Annotated in this window: 22 protein-coding genes and 2 pseudogenes; 14 read left to right on the forward strand and 10 right to left on the reverse strand. The window is 42.5% G+C overall.

What is annotated here, in order from left to right; genetic code table 11:
- Window positions 1–14: 14 nt before the first annotated feature.
- The 5 genes and pseudogenes from QF117_RS20260 to QF117_RS20280 all read right to left on the reverse strand — a co-directional run bounded on the left by QF117_RS20260 (window position 15) and on the right by QF117_RS20280 (window position 5220).
- A complete protein-coding gene (locus QF117_RS20260; RefSeq protein WP_282387896.1) occupies window positions 15–731 on the reverse strand; it encodes a GntR family transcriptional regulator in 717 nt (238 codons plus the stop codon).
- Window positions 732–1116: 385 nt separating this feature from the next.
- Window positions 1117–1570 (reverse strand): annotated as a pseudogene (locus tag QF117_RS20265) (type I restriction-modification system subunit M N-terminal domain-containing protein); the annotation flags it as partial.
- Between the two features lie 451 nt (window positions 1571–2021).
- Complete coding sequence (locus tag QF117_RS20270; RefSeq protein WP_282387897.1) at window positions 2022–2306, reverse strand: hypothetical protein; 285 nt, start codon at window positions 2304–2306, stop codon at window positions 2022–2024.
- A 29-nt stretch (window positions 2307–2335) separates the two neighbouring features.
- Window positions 2336–2596, reverse strand: coding sequence for a bacteriocin immunity protein (locus QF117_RS20275; RefSeq protein ID WP_268665526.1), 261 nt, complete (start codon window positions 2594–2596; stop codon window positions 2336–2338).
- Window positions 2593–5220: an S-type pyocin domain-containing protein gene (locus QF117_RS20280; protein WP_282387900.1), complete on the reverse strand. Its 2628-nt coding sequence runs from the start codon at window positions 5218–5220 to the stop codon at window positions 2593–2595. The genes QF117_RS20275 and QF117_RS20280 overlap by 4 nt, the downstream gene beginning before the upstream one ends.
- 265 nt (window positions 5221–5485) lie before the next feature.
- Between QF117_RS20280 and QF117_RS20285 the strand changes: the two genes are divergently transcribed.
- The 4 genes from QF117_RS20285 (at window position 5486) to QF117_RS20300 (ending at window position 6726) form a co-directional block, all read left to right on the forward strand.
- The gene (locus QF117_RS20285; protein WP_282387901.1) at window positions 5486–5836 is read left to right on the forward strand and encodes a DUF805 domain-containing protein; all 351 of its coding nucleotides are present in this window, start codon (window positions 5486–5488) and stop codon (window positions 5834–5836) included.
- 27 nt (window positions 5837–5863) lie between these two features.
- On the forward strand, window positions 5864–6010 hold the full coding sequence (locus QF117_RS20290) for an adenosine deaminase (protein WP_282387902.1): 147 nt from the start codon (window positions 5864–5866) through the stop codon (window positions 6008–6010).
- A gap of 28 nt (window positions 6011–6038) precedes the next feature.
- On the forward strand, window positions 6039–6314 hold the full coding sequence (locus QF117_RS20295; protein WP_282387903.1) for an HU family DNA-binding protein: 276 nt from the start codon (window positions 6039–6041) through the stop codon (window positions 6312–6314).
- A gap of 211 nt (window positions 6315–6525) precedes the next feature.
- Entirely contained in the window at window positions 6526–6726 is a 201-nt protein-coding gene (locus QF117_RS20300) for a hypothetical protein (protein ID WP_282387904.1), read from the forward strand.
- A gap of 20 nt (window positions 6727–6746) precedes the next feature.
- Here the strand turns inward: QF117_RS20300 and QF117_RS20305 are convergent, their stop codons facing one another.
- Window positions 6747–7343 (reverse strand): DUF2913 family protein, encoded by a 597-nt coding sequence (locus QF117_RS20305; RefSeq protein ID WP_282387905.1) that lies wholly within the window; start codon window positions 7341–7343, stop codon window positions 6747–6749.
- A gap of 371 nt (window positions 7344–7714) precedes the next feature.
- On the opposite strand from QF117_RS20305, the gene QF117_RS20310 reads away from it, so the two are divergent.
- From QF117_RS20310 to QF117_RS20355, 10 genes and pseudogenes are all read left to right on the forward strand, one after another.
- The gene (locus QF117_RS20310; protein ID WP_282387906.1) at window positions 7715–8101 is read left to right on the forward strand and encodes a LysM peptidoglycan-binding domain-containing protein; all 387 of its coding nucleotides are present in this window, start codon (window positions 7715–7717) and stop codon (window positions 8099–8101) included.
- A 908-nt stretch (window positions 8102–9009) separates the two neighbouring features.
- Window positions 9010–9453 (forward strand): PTS sugar transporter subunit IIA, encoded by a 444-nt coding sequence (locus QF117_RS20315; protein WP_282387907.1) that lies wholly within the window; start codon window positions 9010–9012, stop codon window positions 9451–9453.
- 26 nt (window positions 9454–9479) lie between these two features.
- Entirely contained in the window at window positions 9480–10883 is a 1404-nt protein-coding gene (locus QF117_RS20320) for a PTS mannitol transporter subunit IICB (protein ID WP_282387909.1), read from the forward strand.
- Between the two features lie 50 nt (window positions 10884–10933).
- A complete protein-coding gene (locus tag QF117_RS20325; protein ID WP_282387910.1) occupies window positions 10934–12205 on the forward strand; it encodes a zinc-binding dehydrogenase in 1272 nt (423 codons plus the stop codon).
- A gap of 57 nt (window positions 12206–12262) precedes the next feature.
- The gene (locus tag QF117_RS20330) at window positions 12263–12781 is read left to right on the forward strand and encodes an MltR family transcriptional regulator (RefSeq protein WP_282389533.1); all 519 of its coding nucleotides are present in this window, start codon (window positions 12263–12265) and stop codon (window positions 12779–12781) included.
- Between the two features lie 10 nt (window positions 12782–12791).
- Complete coding sequence (locus QF117_RS20335) at window positions 12792–13526, forward strand: nucleoside/nucleotide kinase family protein (RefSeq protein ID WP_282387911.1); 735 nt, start codon at window positions 12792–12794, stop codon at window positions 13524–13526.
- Between the two features lie 18 nt (window positions 13527–13544).
- The gene (locus QF117_RS20340; RefSeq protein ID WP_282389534.1) at window positions 13545–14291 is read left to right on the forward strand and encodes a phosphatase; all 747 of its coding nucleotides are present in this window, start codon (window positions 13545–13547) and stop codon (window positions 14289–14291) included.
- 10 nt (window positions 14292–14301) lie between these two features.
- A complete protein-coding gene (tkt, locus tag QF117_RS20345; protein ID WP_282387912.1) occupies window positions 14302–16314 on the forward strand; it encodes a transketolase in 2013 nt (670 codons plus the stop codon).
- A gap of 12 nt (window positions 16315–16326) precedes the next feature.
- Window positions 16327–17421 carry a class II fructose-bisphosphate aldolase gene (gene fbaA, locus QF117_RS20350; protein WP_282387913.1) on the forward strand — a complete coding sequence of 365 codons (1095 nt, stop codon included), beginning with the start codon at window positions 16327–16329 and terminating at the stop codon, window positions 17419–17421.
- A gap of 223 nt (window positions 17422–17644) precedes the next feature.
- Window positions 17645–17860: pseudogene (locus QF117_RS20355) on the forward strand (IS3 family transposase); the annotation flags it as partial.
- A gap of 251 nt (window positions 17861–18111) precedes the next feature.
- On the opposite strand, the gene QF117_RS20360 reads toward QF117_RS20355, so the two are convergent.
- From QF117_RS20360 to QF117_RS20375, 4 genes are all read right to left on the reverse strand, one after another.
- Window positions 18112–18555, reverse strand: coding sequence for a DUF2787 family protein (locus QF117_RS20360; protein ID WP_282387914.1), 444 nt, complete (start codon window positions 18553–18555; stop codon window positions 18112–18114).
- Window positions 18556–18719: 164 nt separating this feature from the next.
- Window positions 18720–19382 (reverse strand): inovirus Gp2 family protein, encoded by a 663-nt coding sequence (locus QF117_RS20365; protein ID WP_282387915.1) that lies wholly within the window; start codon window positions 19380–19382, stop codon window positions 18720–18722.
- A gap of 469 nt (window positions 19383–19851) precedes the next feature.
- Window positions 19852–21375, reverse strand: a complete 1524-nt coding sequence (locus tag QF117_RS20370) for a YfjI family protein (RefSeq protein ID WP_282387916.1) — start codon at window positions 21373–21375, stop codon at window positions 19852–19854.
- The gene (locus QF117_RS20375) at window positions 21372–21623 is read right to left on the reverse strand and encodes an AlpA family phage regulatory protein (protein WP_282387917.1); all 252 of its coding nucleotides are present in this window, start codon (window positions 21621–21623) and stop codon (window positions 21372–21374) included. Before QF117_RS20375 ends, QF117_RS20370 begins: the two co-directional genes overlap by 4 nt.
- Window positions 21624–21625 lie beyond the last annotated feature (2 nt).

A 21625-nucleotide genomic window follows, 5' to 3' on the forward strand; every position in this document is an offset into this window, starting at 1 on the left:
TAGAAAAACGACCGCTAATCGCGGTCGTTTTGATCTCGGTAATTCAAACTCTCAGGATTAAACTTGGTGTGGTAGGTACACTGGTAGTTGATATCAATAATGTCACTGACGACAAACACTTCACCAGAAGTGAGGAAACCACGGTTGGTGATGTTCATTGCTGAACTCGAACGCTTGCATCCCAACAAGTCTGCGTCGTCCTTTGAAACACTGATCGCTTGGTAGGTCGTGAGGTAGCTATCGATTTCCAACCCTAATGAAAGTGCATGCTTCTGAAGAGAGCTTTCGATAATAGTATCGTTCACCACTGGGAATAATTTCACGGGTAGCCTCGCCTCTTCAATCTGGGTGACTTTGCCTTGAATTAACCTTAAGCGTTTCACATTCCAAATATATTCATCTTCTTCAATCGAGAATGCTTGCATTTCATGTATGGTCGGTAATCTCTTATTCAATTTTATTTTCTTATAAGAAATTTCACCAAATTTATTCTCAGTTACTGAGTTGTATATTAATGGTGAATCTACACTCGACGTATTTACATAATACCCCGAGCCTGCTTTTGATTTAACCATACCAATTGCTTCAAGTTTAGACATTGCCTTTCTCACCGAGAAGCGGGAAATATCGTACTTTTCAGCTAATTCTCTTTCTGAGGGTAATTTTACATCAATAATATTTTGGCAAATCTTACTGATTATATCTTGAACAAGTTCTTGGTACTTTTTCATGGAGCGCTTAGTGTTTGGCGATTCATTATAATCTAACGTATATCTACCACTTTCTCCATGAACCAAGCCCAAAATAGAGGCTTAGATCAGATGGGCAACCCATGATGAGCTGCCCATTTATTTGATGGTTTGCTTGGACTCCTGCTAGTGAATCGCTGGCATAACTAAGAGCGTAACCACTACAGTGGATAAGGAAACTTGGCTAGTTGCACGTAGGCTGGCCGCATACTTGCAATACTTGAAGTAATCCGAAAAGTTAGAGTGCCCCAAAAGTCTTAACTCAAAAATGTCCAAAAGTGACTTACAGGTGTGATCACCAAGCGATTCTGTCATATATACTAGTGGCTCCACGTCATAGCTTGTCTAAGATTTTTATGACAGGCTTCTCAATGGTGTCTTTATTTTTGAGTTCATGAGCAATGATGTGCGACATGAGAACCGAGACCTCATGAGGCGTATAAAACTCTCCGGCTTTTTTACCCGCATTAGCCGCAAACTTTTCAATCAGGTACTCGTAGATGTAACCCAGAACGTCATAGCCTTGCTGACCGTTCATAGGGATACGTTTGATCAACCCACGTTGAAAACAGATTGTCGTAAGCAATAAAATAGCCAAGGTTATCTTGAATGTATTTGACTGTTTCAGCGTCTTCTTCTGTTAGCACTTTGATTTCATCAGACGTCATCCCTTCTTTGGTGACAAACTGCACCTGTTGATCGCTGAGGTACTTATAAAAGATGAAACCTAAGATGTAGTCTTTGTATTCGTTTGCTTTGATCTTTGAACGCATCTGGTTCGCTGATTCCCAGATTTTTGCCGCTAATTGTTGCTTATTCATATTCTGCTCAATTCATTTCAACTATTGACCGACATCGAGAAAAAAGTCGGCACATGTAAGTAATATTGTGTTTAGAGACTCAGTTAAACCTGAGCTTCTTGCTCTGGTATCAGGCTTCAAGAGCTTCACTCTTAAACACCAAAATCCACCGACTTTGAAACTAGGAAGTCTTTCTTCGCTCGCCAATTCTACTGATGGTTTTAGTGGTGAGAGAATATGGGAAAATTGTCTGGTAGACAATGATGCTTGTGAAGGTTGTCTCTGTCAGTCGATGATTTTATCAAATTGATCAATCTGAAACGGAGGAGACGACCCACTATCTAGACTGCGTGGCTAAACAGATGTTCGGGATATGTCGAAGCAAGACCGTAATTCATGGTTCAAATCAGCTCCGAATGCTCTAACTGTGTAGTTCCAAATGCCTACTAAATCATGCTCAGTAGCATAAGAGTCATTCATCCTTGAGAGCACAACCAGTAATCGCAGAAACAGAGGTAACAAAAGCAATGAGGATCTGTTCATCAGAAAGAGAGCTAAAAATAGGAAAATCCGTAGCATTGCCTGCTGGGCCTGCACCTAATTCAGCAATACGAACCACATTTAAGTAACGCCCTTTTGGCGTGTTGGCCCAATCTCTATCCGGCTCTCTGTGCTGAACCCAAGCACGCTTATAGCCACCAGCGGCTTGTTGCCATTCTATATACAATTGACCTTTACCGTCTTTTTTGATTTGCATGAAATACATCTATCGTTTGTTACTGCTAATTAAGAGTCCTTAAAACAAGGAAGCCCTTGTGCTAACCGCCACTCTTTAACTATTTTTACGATATTCTCTGGAGTGTCATCTCCAAGGTTTTTGGGGTAGTAAATTAAGTCAGTTCCATCAGGGTGCTCTGTTATTTCTTCAAATAGCTCTAACCGTTCATCAAGAATATCATCAGAATCTGAAGCATTTGATTTGAAAATATCTTCAACAAAATTTAGGAATTCTGTCTCACTATAGTCTGTTATCATCTTTTTTTTCACTTTATACCTTTATGGATTGCAATGTGATTTTTAGGGGTAGTCACTTTTAAGTTGTTTAAATCGTAGACTTTACCACCATTTTGAATTTCATCTAGATGATGCAATTCAAATGACTTTCTCTTGCCTACTTTATCTTTGCTTCTTGTTTTGGGGGCATACCCTAGACCAATTCGCACTTGGTTTTGTGAGTTAAATTGGATACTTAGAATAGTATCCTTAGAAACTTCTATCCAGAAAGCTTTCCTGAATGCGTCAAAGTTACTGAACTCTCGCCCTCTTAGCTTATCGGCAACCTGAGATGGAATCGGTGAGCCTAGCCCTTCGCTCGCTTTTTCCAGCCATATCCCGTCAATATCTTCACCATGTCCTGTGACTGTTCCCGGTTTGTCTCTTGGGCTCTCTTTATAAACTACATAAAGTGGTGTAATCCCAGAACTCTCAGGAAACACCAAAATCGCATCACGCCAATCTTTCTCTTCTGGCATTGGAGTGACGGTGACTGGCGTTTCATCAGAATGAATCGGCGTGACTCGTATATCTTCCAGTTCAAAACCATCATCTTGACTGGGTGTGCTCTGCCAATTTGGGTCGCCACTGTCTGCTGGCGTCCAATAAATAATGGGTCCCTCGTTTTCTAGCTGAACGGAGAGCTGATTATTATCATCTTGCGCGACGTACTTCACTGGAATGCGCGTATCATCAACATGGTAGGCTTTCACATTCGGGTAGTATTCATCTTTATTCGGCTCTGTAATGTGAACACGAAGTCGACTTTGCACCGTGCTGAGCTGCCTTAATTCCTTATCACTATACTGCGTACCATCCCCTAACAAAGACTGCTGCATAGCAAATAACGCACTGATCCCATCGACTTTCCAGCGGTAGCTCTCCACCAGCTTATCTTTCAAAGTGCCCGCCAGCTTTTCGAGTTCAGTGGCTGTAGAGTCTGATGCACTCGTTTTAGGTTGTCCTGCCATAGAGGCGGTCGCCCCCATCGCCATTTGAGCCTGTGTGGCCTGAATAGCAGGGATAGCCAATGGATGAGCTTGCGCTTGTCCAAAAAAGAATGACCAAGGCCCAAAGTTTTGAATGGGCTCTTCTATAACGCCTGCGTCAATACAACCTTGCGGTAGTTGGCAAGATTTCGCAAACACCTTACTCGGTGTCACTTCTTTCAAGTTGACGATTGGGATGTCTTTTTCAATCAAGTGTTCATGGTTAATCGCTTTAACGTGCGTGTCAGCAAGGTAAGATTCCGTGAATTCATAATACGCATTTGATGGCTGATTCACTTTTTCTGGTTTTGCTGGTGGACTAGCGAAAAACGAGGGTTTTGCTTTCGGGTCTTCCGTATTGTGAGTGACGTTGAGTGAATGACCAACGGCCAATGACATGGGGTCAGCATCATACTGTGGATTGAGTGTCAGTAGCGTCTTAGGCATTAATGCATACTTTTGTGCAATGCTCATCCACGTTTCACGCTGCCCTGTTTCTGGGTCTGTTTGAACAATGTGGTGAGGGAGAGGCTGGGTTTCTTCTTTCGTTGCCATAAAGTCATTGCGTGTCTGGATAGGCTTTTTCGTCGCAGTAAGTAACTCAGGGATGTCTAATAGAATACCATGCTCATCAAGCCATTCATCATTTAAACTATCAAGCTCATCCCGAGTGATTTGCCTATCGAGATAAATCAGGTGTTGATTCTCAATCACTTTCCCCTTGAGCTTCCAAAAGACCAAGATAGCGGTTTGGTCAATGTTATAGCCTCTCTCGGAGTCAAGACGATGGTGCATAGAGCGAGTGGCATAAAAACTCCACTTTTTATCCCCAAGGATTCGGTACTCTTGAATCAGTTTGCCGTCATGAATGTGATAATAAAAACCTTCTGTTGGGTAACCTAAACGCTCGCCCAATTGCACGGCGGGTGTGACAGGAATAAAGCCCTCTAAGGCGACACCGCTTCCTATCGTTCTCATTTTTACGGGTTGGTTAGGAGAAATACCCATTGAGATTGAAGCGACTTGTCCCACCAGCTTTTTAGGCTCATCAAATGCCGTCAGCAAAGTGTAACGAGTCCCTTCCTCTATTTTGCTTTCATTCCAGCGACCGAGCATGGCTTCTTTTTTTGTTTTAGCCAGAGCAAAGGAGCAGCCAACATTGCGATGAAAGGCATCGTGAGAGCAAGCGATATCAATATTGTATTCGTATTTTAGCGAAGGCGGCTCGTCTGAATAATCTGGGCGAGGCCGCTCAGGGATGTAAGTGGGCATCGGTAAAGGAGGATGAAGGCTTTTGCTTTGAGTGCCACTTGACGTGCCACCACTCATTTGTGTACGTGCCAGTAACGCTTTTTGAGCGGCTGGTTCAATGTTATTACTGACATGGGGATTAAACCCCCAAGTCGCGCTGCCTAATGCGTTATTATCCTTCATTAGCAACGGAGCCTGTGGAGAGTCATTAAGAAGCAGCAGGTGACCTTGTTTTAATTGCTCGATGAATGGGCGATAGCCCATCGCAGAGGGGATGACACCTTTTAACTCACGCTCAGATAAGGATTCAAAGTCACCTTCGACTTGTTGAAATTCGTGTGTCATCAAGTGAATGAGTTCAACCGTTTTGTAGCCCAAAGTCCGTCCTGGCTGAGAAATAAGGTAATGAGAGTAATATTATCCCATATCTTGTCGGCTCATCCATGGTTGATATATTAAATTGATTGAATAGACATCACATTTACCATTGCTCACTCCCATTAGCTAACGGTTTAAGATGAACTAAGTGACAGAGCTGTCACAGCCAGTCGCCCTGTCACTTTAATCAATGCAACATGATGCCATGGTGCTATTCTATCTAAAGCAAGTTGATTTTTATGGGAATTTTTAAGAGGGGAAGGTGGTGGAGTATCTAAAAGTACTAAGACACAGTTTTCGGCTTAATGGACGATTAACTCGTCGAAGCTTCTGGTACTTTCTCATCATTCATGTGCTCATCACTTTATTCTTGGCTTATGGCGTGGTTTCCTATTGGTTCAGCGAAGCGGCTCTTTTAGGTTATGTCGTAATGACTTATCCAGCTCTCATCACCTCTTCTTGTCGACGCCTTCATGATTCTGAGTATTCTTTTAGGTGGCTATTCATGGGGCTGGTTCCGGTACTTGGAACGTTATTCTTGCTTTATGGTCTTTTAAAGAAAGGGGAGCCTTATCACAACCGCTTTGGGCCGAACCCTAGAGTGTGGAAACATTAATGCCGTTTGTTGGCGGAGGGAAATGTCATGACAAAGAAAACTAAGATTAAGAAAGACGTAGAGAGCGTACCAAAGCTAAAGCGTGTAAAGAGTGATGTCACAGCCCATGAGACACGTAAGAAAATTGAACAGTGGCAAGAGCAACAAGAATTTGATAAACAGTTCGAGCTTTAAACGATTAAAACAACCATAGGACATTCAAATGAATAAAACCCAACTTATCGATGTTATCTCAGAGCAAGCCGACATCACCAAAAAGCAAGCGCACGATGCACTGGATGCTATTACCAGTGGGATTGAACAGTCTCTAGCGCAAGGTGAAGAGGTGGCGCTTCTTGGTTTTGGTTCCTTTAAAATTACAGAGCGTGCAGCTCGTACTGGGCGCAATCCAAGAACGGGTGAGCCAATTCAAATTTCAGCCAGTAAGTCACCCACCTTTAAAGCGGGTAAAGCCCTGAAAGATGCACTGAATCCATAATCTCAAATTTGTCATGTGGACGGTGTTTGACTTCTGCATGGCAAATCACTTGTGAGCGTAAGACTGTGGGCGATGCTTATTGATAGATGTTCTTGCCAGCGATATGTGCTGTTAATGCATGATTCGTCTGGTATGAAAGGGTTGGTGCATTGATAACTAAAAAGCTAAGCTGATAACTTTTATTCATCTTCACGATATTTTCAAAGAGACCATGTCAAAACCTAGCCTCGTGAACGCCAACTTCAAAAAATTCATGCGTAAGCCTGAATTGCGTATAGAGAAAGCTCAATCCCTTTATGATTTATTGGGCCACACAAGCTTTGGAGTCCGTTGCCATATAGGAAAGCTTTCGATTAAGGTTGAAGAGGGCTACTTAGTGGCACATCGATATACCCAAGGTAAAAAAGAGTAACCGTCTGACGCTTAATGAATTCAGTCTCTACCATTCATTTCTTTTCTATACAGTAAAAGGTGAGTGGCTCCATCTTCATCCATACCGTTAATGTCAACACGATAAATGCCATTGGCTTGCAGTGCTTCGGTTAACACTTCCAATCGATGGGTTTTTACGGTCATCGCTAATGGCTTAATTTGATTGTTATCGTCATCAAAGCCTTGCTCTACGTTTTTTTCTTTCAGGTAAATAGTGTCCTGTTCTAATTCTTTTTCTGGTGCTTCCAACATCGATGGGAATTGATGTCGCTCAAATAATCCCGTTAACATGATATAGAGCTCATCAGCTTGTGAGAATTTGGATTGATACTCAAGATTGAGTCGATTCACATCCCACAGTTTATGTTCAAGGTTACCAGTTGGACTACGACCAATGCTGAGCATCGTTTTGAGTTCATTTTTACAGGTTGAGAACTGAGGTTGTTTTACTTTGGGTTTGATGAATTTCACTAACTGTTCATTTCTTCTTTTTACTGTCCAAAATCCGCCTTGTTGACTCATGGTGCAATACAGCGCGAGGAGTGCATTGGTTACAAGCTCATCAAGGGCTTGGTAGTGTTTAAGGTTTGTATTCATTTTATCTATTCAACGAGGCCTGAATTATTAAAGAGGGTATCCTTCGCAGGGTGGAAAAGTGTGGAGATATAACTCAATGCTTTAATTCGATAGCGCTCAATTAGCGCCATGATAATTCGAAATTCTACCTTGATAGTTAATTGCTCCACACAAACTATTAAATGGTAGTTGTTATATCCCAACGAAGAACCATCGCAATATGGTAACTCTCTTTCTCTACACAAAAAACAAATTAGAATCAATCATCATTACGTCAAGGCAAGTCAATTTGATACATTTAGCCCAGCCCTTGGAAGCGTAGTCGATCTTGTTTGCATTGCGTTATGGCTTTTAGATAATAAGCATTCAATTAAATAACTAAAGGTTACCGTATGAACTTAAAGTCTATCGCTTTATCAATGACAACGTTATCAGCACTTGCCATGAGTGGTTGTGCGTCTAATGATGAACTAATCGCAGCACAAGAAAAACAACAGCAACAAATTACTCAACTTGAATCTCAAATCGAAAGAGTTGAGCAAAAGACGCAAAAGCAAGAGCGCGCTATTCAAATGGCGAACCAGCAAACCAATAAACTCCTGACTGACCAAGCAAAAGAGAAAGAGCAGAAGAGTAAGCGTTACGTCATAAAAGAAAACGATACGTTATATAGCATTGCGAAAGAGTACCAAATGACAATCGATGCTTTAACACAACTTAACCCGCAGATATCGAACCCTAAGCGATTGCTTATTGGGAGCACGATAAACGTTAAGTAATGCTTTTTAGCAAGGTTCCTATTACAACATCAATGCTGTAATAGGCACCAATTGGATACCCTTGAGAGTGCTTTGACAAATTTTAGATGAATCAAGGTAAATAAGTTTATCTTTAGCCATGAACAATAAACAATTGACGCTGTTTTAGCTGACGCTATGCCTTTATTCGTAATGGTTTGAATTTCAATGATATCCCCAACTTGATGCTGGCACATAGCGCTCTGTCGACGCTGTCTGGAAACGAAAATGGAGCAAAGCATTCGTCACCGTCAAGCATTGGTAGTATTTGTAATGGCATCTACATTGTCTTGGTGGTGTGTGTATGGCGGCCTTCCCTGTCCTTTTCAAGGTAGGCTCACACAATGTAACGAGCTATTAATCAAACGGCACAGGCGAGGATTCCCTTTTAGGGGGGGGCATTTCCGCGAAAAGTCCAATGTGAGTCGTCAGCCCTTTATTTATATTCTCTGAAAAATGATGAAAAGTGGATGGTTTATAGATTTATTGGCAGCGAATTCTGAAACTCACTTACAAAATAGCATTGTGCAAGTTACACACAAGATCGATATCACTTATTTCGTCGAAAAACTCACTGATTGAATGCGAAATCAATGACACTTTTATCACACTGGTGATTAATTCAATATCAATAACATGCCCTTCATCACATTAATGGCATTTCAATATATTATTCATAATGAGACCAACTTCAAGTAATGGCTATTGACTTGTCATTAAAATATATTTTGTAATTTTATTTCAGGTTAAATGCGTGAACTTTGCACATTAAAACCACTTGACTAGGGATAACTAGCGATCCGCATCACACTTCCTGGCTACTTTCTTAACTAAATATTTCCATTGATAATAATCCTAATAACCACGAACACGAATAACTGGGATTTATTATGCTTTATGACCTTATTGACCATGACTTAATTGACGTTATTAACCACTCAGAATATCAGTGGGAAGACGCAGTTAAAGAAACGACGCGTTATTTGCAGGATAAAGGATATGTAACCGATAATTATGCGGATGCGATCATTCAGTCAACGCATGATAATGGACCTTATTACGTGCTTTGTCCAGGTATTGCAATGCCTCATGCTCGTCCAGAGGCTGGGGTCCTAAAAACAGGTCTTGGTATCCATGTGTTCTCTAGCCCAGTCGACTTCGGTTCAGATATGGGACCTGCTCATGTATTACTGACCCTAGCAGCACAAGATTCAGATACTCACATTGAAGTGATTCAAGCATTAAGCGAAATGCTTTGTGATGAGGAAAATATTGCCAAACTGGCCGCTTCTTCATCAAAACAAGACGTACTTGAAATAATCAAGAGTTACTAATAATAACCTAGTATAAGGAATATAACGTGTCTACAAATTTACGAGCTAGAATACAAGCCTTCGGTGGTCATCTGACCGCGATGGTTTTGCCAAATATCGGAGCCTTCATTGCGTGGGGCTTTATTACTGCATTATTTATTCCAACGGGTTGGATGCCTAACGAATATTTCGGTGAGTTAGTCGGCCCAATGATAACTTACTTACTGCCACTACTTATCGGTTACACCGGTGGTCAAATTGTAGGTGATAAGCGTGGGGCGGTAGCGGGTGCTATCGGTACCATGGGGGTTATCGCTGGCGCCGAGATTCCAATGTTTGTAGGTGCGATGATTATGGGCCCATTGAGTGGCTGGGTAATCGTTCAAATCGATAAACGTCTACAAGACAAGATCCCTTCAGGCTTCGAGATGGTGGTAAATAATTTCTCGCTAGGTATCTTCGGCATGTTGATGTGTCTGTTTGCTTACGCGATTGTTGGCCCTGCTGTGACTGCAGCGAACCTATTCGTTAAATCGGGTATAGAAGCGCTTGTGGAAACTGGTTTTCTACCGTTACTTGCGATTATTAACGAGCCAGCAAAAGTTCTGTTCCTGAACAACGCTATTGATCAAGGTATCTACTATCCATTAGGCCTGCAAGCTGCGGCGGAAACGGGCAAATCTATCTTCTTTATGGTGGCGTCTAACCCTGGTCCTGGTCTAGGTATGCTTCTGGCTTACGCTAAGTTCGGTCAAGGTTTAAGTAAGAAGTCAGCACCAAGTGCAATCATCATTCACTTCTTTGGTGGTATCCATGAGTTGTACTTCCCATACGTTTTAATGAAGCCAATCATGATTCTCGCGATGATTGCGGGTGCAGCGACAGGCATCGCAACATTCAACCTGCTTGATGGTGGTCTGGTTGCTGGCCCGAGCCCTGGCTCAATCTTCTCTTACTTAGCTCTAACACCAAAAGGCAGCTTCTTCGCAACCATCGTGGGTGTAGCAACAGCAACGATAGTGTCTTTCCTAGTGGCAAGTGCAATCCTAAAAGTGAGCAAGAAGGAAGAGACTGAAGATGAGTTCGAACAATCGATGACTGACATGAAAGACATGAAAGCAGAAGGTTCAGTGGCTAAAACTCCTGTTTCAGCAGCGAAAACTGAAGCGAAAGATATCAAATTTGTAGCTTTTGCATGCGATGCAGGGATGGGTTCAAGTGCCATGGGCGCTTCAACGTTCAAACGCAAGCTCGAAAAAGCAGGCTACGAAGTTGAAGTGAAAAACTACGCGATTGAGAAAGTGCCGAGTCATGCCGATGTGGTGGTTACTCACGAAAGTCTAGAGAGTCGTGCAATCAAAGCTACAGGGCTACCAGTAGTAACAATTAAGAACTTCCTTCACGATCCAGCGTTAGACACGCTAATGGATACAATCGGTCAACAAGCTTAAATTTTAAATTTTGGGGCCAGGTCATGGCCCCACCTTTCGGAGATAAAATCATGGTTCAAACAACTGCAGCAGTTATTTGTGGTGAGAAAGACGTTCAACTTAGAACCTTTGAACTACCAAAGATTTCGGATGATGAACTGCTAGTAAAAAATATTTCTAATAGTATTTGCCTCTCAACTTACAAAGCAGCACTGCTAGGTAGCAATCATAAGCGAGTTCCTGACAACATCTCTGAAGTGCCAGTGATGACAGGCCACGAATATGCGGGTGTGATTGTTGAAGTTGGCGCTAATCTAAAAGATCGCTTCAAGCCGGGCGAACCATTTGTACTGCAACCTGCAATGGGTCTACCAACTGGCTACTCAGCAGGCTATAGCTACGAAACCTTTGGCGGGAATGCGACTTACTCGATTATCCCGAAAGTGGCGATTGACCTTGATTGTGTCCTCCCATACAAAAGCCCATATTACGCAAATGCATCGTTAGCAGAGCCAATGTCTTGCATTATTGGTGCATTCCATGCGAGCTACCATACAACGCAATATGTCTATGAGCATCAAATGGGTATTAAAGAAGGTGGTTCACTCGCTTTACTTGCGTGTGCTGGCCCTATGGGCATCGGCGCGATTGATTATGCGATTAATGGACCTGTGAAACCAAGCTTGATTGTAGTGACTGACATTGATGAAGCACGTCTAGCGCGCGCTGAAAGCCTTATTCCAGTATCAAAAGCTGCGGAAAACAGTATTGAATTACATTATGTGAATACTGCTAAAGTTGATGACCCGGTTACCTACCTAAAAAGTTTGAATAAAGATAAAGGCTATGACGATGTCATGGTATACGCTGCAGTTGCACAGGTGCTAGAGCAAGCCGATGAGCTACTTGGTAATGATGGCTGTTTAAACTTCTTTGCTGGTCCTACGGATAAACAATTCAAAGTACCGTTTAATTTCTACAACGTTCACTACGAATCAACGCATATCGTCGGTACCTCTGGTGGTTCAACAGGTGATTTGATTGAGTCAGTAGAGCTGTCAGAAGCAGGCAAGATCAACCCATCGTTCATGTTAACGCACATCGGTGGCCTTGAAGCCGCGCCACATACCATTTTGAATCAGCTGGATCTTCCAGGTGGCAAGAAATTGATTTACCCTCATATAGATATGCCACTAACAGCGATAGATGAGTTCCATACCTTAGCGGATGTTGATCCGTTTTTTAACGAACTTGACGCTATTGTTAAAGTTAACAATTACGTATGGAATGAACAGGCAGAAAAAGCCCTGCTTGAGTTCTACGACGTGAATTTAACGGCTTAATCGACAATTGATATTGTGGTAGCTAGCCTGCTACCACAATGCATGAGGAAGTTAGATATTACAGTCCAAGAAGAATTATTAGATACTCTAGAAGAGTGCGCCAATGCGACTTGTTCCATTAAAGCATCTCATAAACTGATCAACTCAAAGCTAAAGCAACTGCTCCCAAGGGTGTTTGTGCAAGATCCGTTGGTTATAGAGTATGCGGTGACGCCTCTCCTTAAAGAAAATGGCCCTTTGGTCGAGATTGATGTGGTGTCAAAATTGATGTTCGCCATGGGAAAAATATCGTTGGAAACTTATGCCGATATTGGATTGTTCGAACAAATGCATGGGTTTGTTACCAAGCAACCTCACGCGATTCAATTTGATGATGACATGATTTACGACTTTATTTGTAATCAGTCAATATTCTCCAAAGCTGAAAACAACATCTATTTAGACTCTATTAATCAATTGAAATTTTCGTCATTCGATGCATTTTCTAAAGCTCGCTACGAGTCGCTTATCAAGACGGTTCTCAAACTATCTTGTGAAAGCCTGTTAGAAACTGTTGAGAAAGAAATACTAAATTAAGGTTGTTAGCATGCAAGTGTCATTAAACGTCAGTGGCTTTGAAACAGAAGCAGTTTTTCCCGATCGCGACATTGAGCTTATTCATAAACCGCTGGTTGAAAAATTTACCTCGCTCTACACACAGAAAAAAGATCGAACGGTCATCTTCTTAGCTGCGCCTCCTGGTAGTGGCAAATCGACGTTAGCCGCGTTTTGGGAGCATTTGTCACAGACAGAAGCGAATTGTCAGCCACTTCAAGTTTTGCCATTTGATGGCTTTCATTATCCCAACGAAATATTGGATTCAAACTATATCGTTCGAGGAGATGAAAAAATTAAACTTCGCACCATTAAAGGGGCTTACGAAACCTTTAATTTAACGTCACTGATTGAAAAACTTAAACAGCTTAAGATCAAAGACCCAATGTGGCCATATTATGACCGCAACCTTCATGACCCAGTAGATAATGCGATAGCCGTCAATGAAGAGATCGTGGTGATTGAGGGCAATTGGTTGTTGCTAGATGAGCCTGTTTGGAATGGGTTACATGAGTTGGCGGATTTCACTATCTTTATCGATACCGATCCCAAGTTTCTGGAAGAGCGCCTTGTTAACCGAAAAATTCGTGGCGGCTCAACTCCGGAAGCGGCACAAGATTTTTACGAAAAGTCGGATTCCAAGAACGTGGCTAAAGTATTAAACCATTCGATTAAGGCTGATCTGACTCTGTATATGAACCAAGACGGTTCGTTTGAAATTAATTAAACAAGTTAGGAGGTCATGATGGAGATTGTTGTCGACAGCCATACCCATACATTGGCAAGTGGCCATGCCTATAGCACCATTATTGAGAATGCTCTAGCATCAAAAAATAAGGGGCTAAAACTCCTTTGTACAACGGATCATGCTCCTGAAATGCCGGGAGCCCCCCACTACTGGTTTTTCAACAACCAAAGGATTTTGCCCCGCTTTCTTCATGATGTTGGTATTTTGCGCGGTGTGGAAGCTAACACGCTTAACATTGCAGGTGAGTTGGATCTTGCTCCATCTTCTTACCAACATTTAGACTGGGTTATTGCAAGCTTACATGAACCAGTATTCAAGCCCTCGACGGAACAAGAACACACACAGGCGTTAATGAATGTTATTAAGAGCGGCAAAGTTGATGTGTTGGGGCACTTAGGGAACCCAAACTATCAGTTTGATATGGAAGCGGTTCTGCTGTGTGCAAAGGATCACAATGTCGCGATTGAAGTGAACAACACATCACTGACAGGTAAGAGCCGAAAAGGAAGTGATGTGCGATGCTCAAAAATTGTCGAGCTTGGTAAGCGAATTGGCGTTTACTTTTCTACAGGTTCTGATGCGCATTTCTGTGAAGAGATCGCTCGCCTCGATCTAGCGAAAGCACTTCTAGAAAAACACGAGGTTGGCGAAGAAAAGATCATAACCACATCAACTTCTCGATTCCTTAATTTTTTATTGCTTCGTGGCAAAAGCCGTATTGAAGAATTTTCTGAATTATATTGAAGGTAACATAATGACAAGCCAAGAAAACCAATCGAAGAATCAACTAGCAAATGCCATCCGTGCACTGAGCATGGATGGTGTTCAACAAGCTAACTCTGGTCACCCAGGTGCACCTATGGGTATGGCTGATATCGCCGAAGTACTTTGGCGTGGTCATCTAAACCACAACCCACAAAACCCAGAGTGGGCTGACCGAGACCGTTTCATTCTATCAAACGGCCACGGCTCAATGCTTATTTACTCTCTGCTTCACCTAAGCGGTTACGAGCTATCCATTGACGACCTTAAAAACTTCCGTCAGCTTCACTCTAAAACGCCAGGTCACCCAGAGTACGGCTACGCTCCAGGCATCGAGACGACGACGGGTCCTCTCGGTCAAGGTATTACTAACGCGGTTGGTATGGCAATGGCTGAGAAAGCACTTGCTTCTCAGTTTAACAAAGAAGGCCACGACATCGTTGATCACTTCACTTATGTATTCATGGGTGATGGCTGTCTAATGGAAGGTATTTCGCACGAGGCATGCTCTCTTGCTGGTACACTAGGCCTAGGTAAGCTAATCGCATTCTGGGATGACAACGGCATCTCTATCGATGGTGAAGTTGAAGGTTGGTTCTCAGACGATACGCCTAAGCGCTTTGAAGCTTACGGCTGGCATGTAATTCCTACGGTAAACGGTCACGATGTAGAAGCTATCAACGCAGCAATCGAGGCAGCGAAAGCAGATCCTCGCCCTACACTAATTTGCACTAAAACGATCATTGGTTTTGGTTCTCCAAACAAATCGGGCTCTCACGACTGTCACGGCGCACCACTAGGCTTTGATGAAATCGCGGCAACCAAAGAAGCACTCGGTTGGGCGCACGGTCCATTCGAAGTTCCTGCTGACATCTACGCACAGTGGGATGCTAAGGAAGCAGGCGCAACGAAAGAAGCTGCTTGGAACGAGAAGTTTGAAGCATACGCGGCAGCTTACCCAACCGATGCGGCAGAGCTTAAGCGTCGTATCAACGGCGATCTTCCAGCAGAGTGGGAAGCGAAAGCATCTCAAATCATTGCAAACCTGCAAGCTAAACCAGCAAACATCGCATCACGTAAAGCATCTCAAAATGCACTAGAAGCGTTTGGTGCAATCCTACCTGAATTCATGGGCGGCTCTGCTGACCTTGCGCCTTCTAACCTAACCATGTGGTCTGGTTCTAAGTCTCTTGAAGCATGCGACTTCTCTGGCAACTACATCCACTACGGTGTGCGTGAGTTCGGTATGACGGCGATCATGAATGGTATCGCGCTGCACGGCGGTTTCGTTCCTTACGGCGCAACATTCCTAATGTTCATGGAGTACGCACGTAACGCAATGCGTATGGCGGCTCTGATGAAAGTTCAGAACATCCAAGTTTACACGCACGACTCTATCGGCTTAGGGGAAGATGGTCCAACGCACCAACCTGTTGAGCAAATGGCTTCGCTACGTCTAACGCCGAACATGAGCACGTGGCGTCCATGTGACCAGGTTGAATCAGCAGTAGCTTGGAAACTGGCTATCGAGCGTAAAGACGCGCCTACAGCACTAATCTTCTCTCGTCAAAACCTTGCTCAGCAAGAGCGTAACGCAGAGCAGGTTGCCAACATCGCTAAAGGTGGTTACATCCTGAAAGATAGTGAAGGCAAGCCAGAGCTAATCTTTATTGCAACGGGTTCTGAGGTTGAGCTAGCAGTAGAAGCTGCGGCACAACTAACAGCAGAAGGTAAGAGAGTACGCGTTGTTTCTATGCCATCGACAGATGCATTCGACAAGCAAGATGCTGCTTACCGTGAAGGGGTTCTACCGTCAGACGTAACGGCTCGTATCGCTATCGAAGCCGGTATTGCGGACTTCTGGTACAAGTACGTTGGCTTCAACGGAAAAATTATCGGTATGACAACATTCGGTGAATCCGCACCAGCAGGTGAACTATTCAGGATGTTTGGTTTCACACTAGACAACGTATTAACCACTGCACACTCTGTACTAAAAGCATAAGTAGGAAGTAACATGACCACGTTAGAAACAACAGCAAAACAATGGCAAGATCTAGGCATTAAACCAGGTGTGATTTTTGGCGAAGACGTACAAAAAATTTACAAACTGGCTAAGCAGCACAAATATGCACTTCCTGCTATCAACTGTGTGAACACCGACTCAATCAACGCGGTACTAGAAGCGGCATCGGGAATTGGTTCACCTGTAATTATTCAACTGTCTAACGGCGGAGCAAGTTTTTTTGCAGGTAAAGGCCTGAAACTACCAGAGCACACAGCACAAATTTTAGGCGCAACCATTGCTGCTAAGTACGTACACGATGTGGCAGCCGCTTACGGCATTCCAGTGATCCTACACACTGACCATGCTTCAAAAGTATTATTACCGTGGATTGATGGTCTGCTTGATGCAGGTGAAGCGTTCTTTGCTCAAACGGGCAAACCACTATTCTCTTCACACATGATTGATTTGTCTGAAGAATCGCTAGAAGAAAACATCGAAATCTCAGCGAAATACTTAGCGCGTATGAACAAGATTGAGATGTCACTAGAAATTGAACTTGGCTGCACTGGCGGTGAGGAGGACGGCATTGATAACTCTCATCTAGATCAATCCATGCTGTACACCTCGCCTGAAGACGTGGCTTACGCATACGAAACGCTGAGCGCAATTAGCCCGCGTTTCACGATTGCGGCATCATTTGGCAACGTACATGGCGTGTATAAGCCAGGTAACGTAGTTCTAACCCCGACAATCCTTCGTGACTCTCAAGAGTATGTTTGTGAGAAGTTCGGTCTTGAAGCGAACACATTGGATTTCGTATTCCACGGTGGTAGCGGCTCAACTGAGGCGGAAATTAAAGAAGCGATTGAGTACGGCGTGATTAAAATGAACGTTGACACGGATACTCAGTGGGCAACGTGGGACGGCGCTCGTCAGTACATTGCAGAGAACTTTGACTACCTACAAGGTCAGATAGGTAACCCTGAAGGTGAAAATAAGCCGAACAAAAAGTATTATGACCCTAGAGTCATTCTGCGTGCAGCACAAGCCTCGCACATCAAGTTGGTCAAAGAATTATTTGCCATTTTGGGCAATCGATCATAATTAAGAACTAGGGTTCAATTGCCTCAAGTTAACCTGTTAATTTGGGGCTTTTCACTATGACAAATGGCAAAATTCTTTATGTCCAGAGGCGATTCTATCCGTATCAAATGCACTTTTCCCGCATAAATATCATTGTCGTCATGTAAGCTGTATCTATACCCGAGAGCATTGTTTTCGATGAAATCAGGATCATGCTTAACCACAAAACGGTTCAAAGGCTTAGCTTATGGCTCAGCTTAATTTTAAATCGACGGTCAGGGTTAAAAAGTATCGTTCATACCGAGGAGAATCAGGAAAACCTGCTCCCAACGTGCTTGAAAGAGATTTTAGTGCGACTCAACCCGATGAAAAATTGGTAACTGATGTTAAGGAGTTCAAAGTCAAAGAGCAGAAAGTATACTTGTCTCCCGTTGTCGACTTGTTTACTAAGGAAGTGGTGGATTAACGTTAAGTAATGCTTCTTAATAAAGATGGGGCTCTGCTGTTCAATGAGCAGAACCCTATCTCTAGATCTAAGTAATTTATTTATCGTACTATTGCCCTAATAGAGTAGCTACGGCACTTTGCTGCTCATTCGATTGTGGTTGATAGTCTTTACCAGCATATGGGCAGATATCTTCGCACATGCTCATAGGTTGCTTATGGAGCATAATGTACCTTTTTATCAAAAAAGGCTTTGGTAAAACCTCATCAGTGATGAACGACTATAACTTGATCGAACACTTCCATTTCAACGTTGCTAAAAAAGCATTCTTCCCAATTATCAAACGTGGCATGGCAATTGAATTCCATGCCGTTCACCCAAAATCCATCTTTTAAAAACTCGTACATTATTGGTACAAAACCGCCTTCAAATATATATTTATAATGCCAAGGTCCACCACTTTCTCTTTCGATACTAATTTCAATTGGACTCCATCCCCCAAATTCACGGCTGTAATCGGAATCTTTAAAGAATAATAGAATATTATCATTCTGGTTTAATGCATCGACTAAGGCGTCATTGTCCTCTATATGAGAGGCGACTATCGAGACGAGGTACTCCGTTAGCTTACTCGAAGTAGGTAAGGGCGCCGTGTTAATGTTATCGGGTTGAAAATTAAGTTTAGTAAGTGCGTCTAATTTTGTTGACATTGTAGAACTCCTATATTGTCTACGTAATGTTTATGAACGGCTGTGCTTAAAGGAAATACAATTTCTCTTTCACTGAGCGCTATTGCTGACAGTCTTGAATAAACACACTCGACCGAAATAAAAATGTGTACGTGATACGCAGTTGTTAAAAATAATCCCCCTTATTAATTACTACTTGTTCCAAAACAACGATATCCTTCGCCATAGTGCTTCGTGTATAGCTTGGCTAAGTAGGTTGCCCTCCCATAGGCATCGAATAACTTGTCTTGCCAACCACACTGATTACGTCTGATCACATATCCCGCTTTATCTGGAAACTCCACCAGCGTCATGTAATTTTCCACGTCATCTGACAATGGCAATAGAAATAACCGCCTCTCCATGTTCTGCATGGCTCTGGCCCAAGCCGTGTAGACTTTACCGCTCAAATGCTCAGGATTAAGCCTCGTATAATCGCCCACGCCACTGTAGTACTCATTACTGACCAATATCATTACGTGATAATGATCTTTATCAGCACTCTTACGCTCTCTTGCCCAAATGTAACGCACTGGACATGCGTGTACCTTTTGACCGAAACGTTGCTTACGTTTACGTTCAGCTTCAATTTGACTGCGTAATGACTCTATAAATAGCGTCATCGGATTCAAATCATATAAACCATAACCATCAATAGAGCAGGTTGACGGTAAGCGTAAATCAACTCGAAACACTAAAACACGTGCACTGTTATTGGCTATTGCTTTATTAAATACTCTTTGTATTGATAATAAGTAAGCCCTGTTATGTGTGTATTGAGTAAATATAGGGTAGTCAATGTTATTCATATCCCCCTCCATTAATATTATTCCCCTTAATATATTGTTGATGTATTCTTGTTCATTAGTCACGACTACGTATTATCACACTCTATTGAAGGTTATAAGTATTACAGTTATTACTACTACTATTAATTGTTATAATATTATTACTAAGTATTGGTAATGTATTACTGTTAAGCGTTATTTATATATTACCAATAACCGAACCAATATATAGTCAATAAATTAAAGTTAATCTTTATTATTCCTATAAAATATCTTCAAATGCAGTAATACAAACCACTCCGAAGTTAATTAATATGAATCATTTAACCTAAATAGGAACAATCATGAAAACACTAAAAGTTTTATACTTTATTGCTTTGTCTATTTTACTAACCGTAGGCTTCTTTAGCCTTGCTGGGTTCCCCATAATACAGCTTCCAATAATTACTGGATAAACCTGAGATACTGAGTTTTTATCCAACCTAAGAATTTAGTATTGTGGTGTAGGTGGCAGCTCGACCGTTGATAAATCAAGCTGCTGCTTAGCTAAATCTTGTGCATATGTAGGATATAGATCGATGACCTTCGTTTTGCCGATTAACAGCTGTGAAAACCGAGGATCAGGCCCCAAATAGTCTAATGCTGCCTTTAGAGCTTTACTCTTTCGTAAACAATTAGGACCATACTGGAGTATGTAGTTGTTTTTGATATACCGAGTTCCTGCATTTGACCTTTGGACTAACCAATTGGCTAATACCTCCGCATCAAGCACATGCTGCGGAGGGGTTGGTGGTGGACAAAACAGCCCCATAAACTCAGAAGAATAATAGGCCACAATGTTGATGGCATTCCAGAGCGTTGAGAGCGGTATCTCTGAGAGAGCTTCATCCTCTGAGTAGTTTTCAAAACAATGCAATATAGCAGCGACACGAACTGTGTTTTCAACCAATTTGGATGCGTGATCTTTAGCAAACTCAAAACGTCCACCTGGCTTCATCCCGGTTTCAATTTCATTTGATATCTCTGTGAGCACTTTTTTCGAGTCATAACAGAAGGAAACAACTCTTCGTTCGCGCTCGTCGATTTCTAGTGGCAATAGCTGAAGTAATGAGTAGACTCGTTCATTGAATTCATCTATTGCTTCCGTTGGAATCTTTATGCCGTACGATTGACGGTTGCCACAGTTTGAAGGCGGATAGCAGAGTAAGAAACGAGCGAAGAAGCCATTATCCCGAACGTCATCTGTAGATTTTGTGATAAACTTTTTCACGGTACTTACTTGAGTCATGATCGCTACGGTCAAGCGAGCATCTTCAATGGTAATATCATCACTTGATTTTCGGCTCACTCTAGTATCTTCACCAGACCAAATGTCGTTCAAGAAGCTAGTGTTCCTCATTAATAAAGAATTTAGGATTTTTGCTCCTTCACTTGAAATAAGTAACGCATTAGCTCCCATACCTTGCAGTTCAGCTTGTAAGGACTGTGGTGTGACGTCTTCAAACCGGATAATTCTCGGCTTAGGCGCTTGCGGCTCGTTCAATTGATGATCGACAAGCCTTTCAATGGCAACGTCTTTCTCTTCATTAGAAGCATCAAGCATTTCTTGCATTAAATACTTCTCTACCTCTCGATATTCACTTATGATTAGGGCATGCTTAACTAAGGCTCGCTTTAAGCGCTTAGTATCATCAAGCATGAACCTCTTGAGTCCTTTAATTACTTTCGATTCAAGACTCGATTTTCGCTCGCCAGAACCCGCAACAGTCAATATGTTCAAAGAAATTGGACCTGCTTTGCCTGTTAATGGATTCTCCACATCCACTAGTCCCTGAAGGGAGGTTGAGGCCGCGGATAGAGCTGCTGACAAATTCATTGCCTTTGGGGTTTGAGTCAACTGTTCTAGGTTGTCTAAAGCTCTATAGAAAGTAGAATCGTTTCTGAAGTAAGGCGGCACGGATTGGTAAGGAAACCAAGCTGTACCATGAAGGCCTATAGGAAGCACATTGCTCATTGAATGACCCCCTCATCATCAGACTGACTCGCTCTAGTTCTAGAGTCTATCCACGCATAAACTTCGGATGATAACCATCCAACTGCTCTAGGACCAAGCGGTATCGATTTAGGGAACATAGGATCATAGCGGGGGGACTGTTGGCTTAATTTGTCATAGATAGACGATCTAGAAAGTCCCGTGATCTGAGTCAGGTCATTAATACGATAGATCTGATTTTGGTTTTGTTGAGATAGCGGTAATGCCATAT

This window comes from Vibrio sp. YMD68, assembly GCF_029958905.1.
In the GTDB taxonomy this organism is placed as follows: domain Bacteria; phylum Pseudomonadota; class Gammaproteobacteria; order Enterobacterales; family Vibrionaceae; genus Vibrio.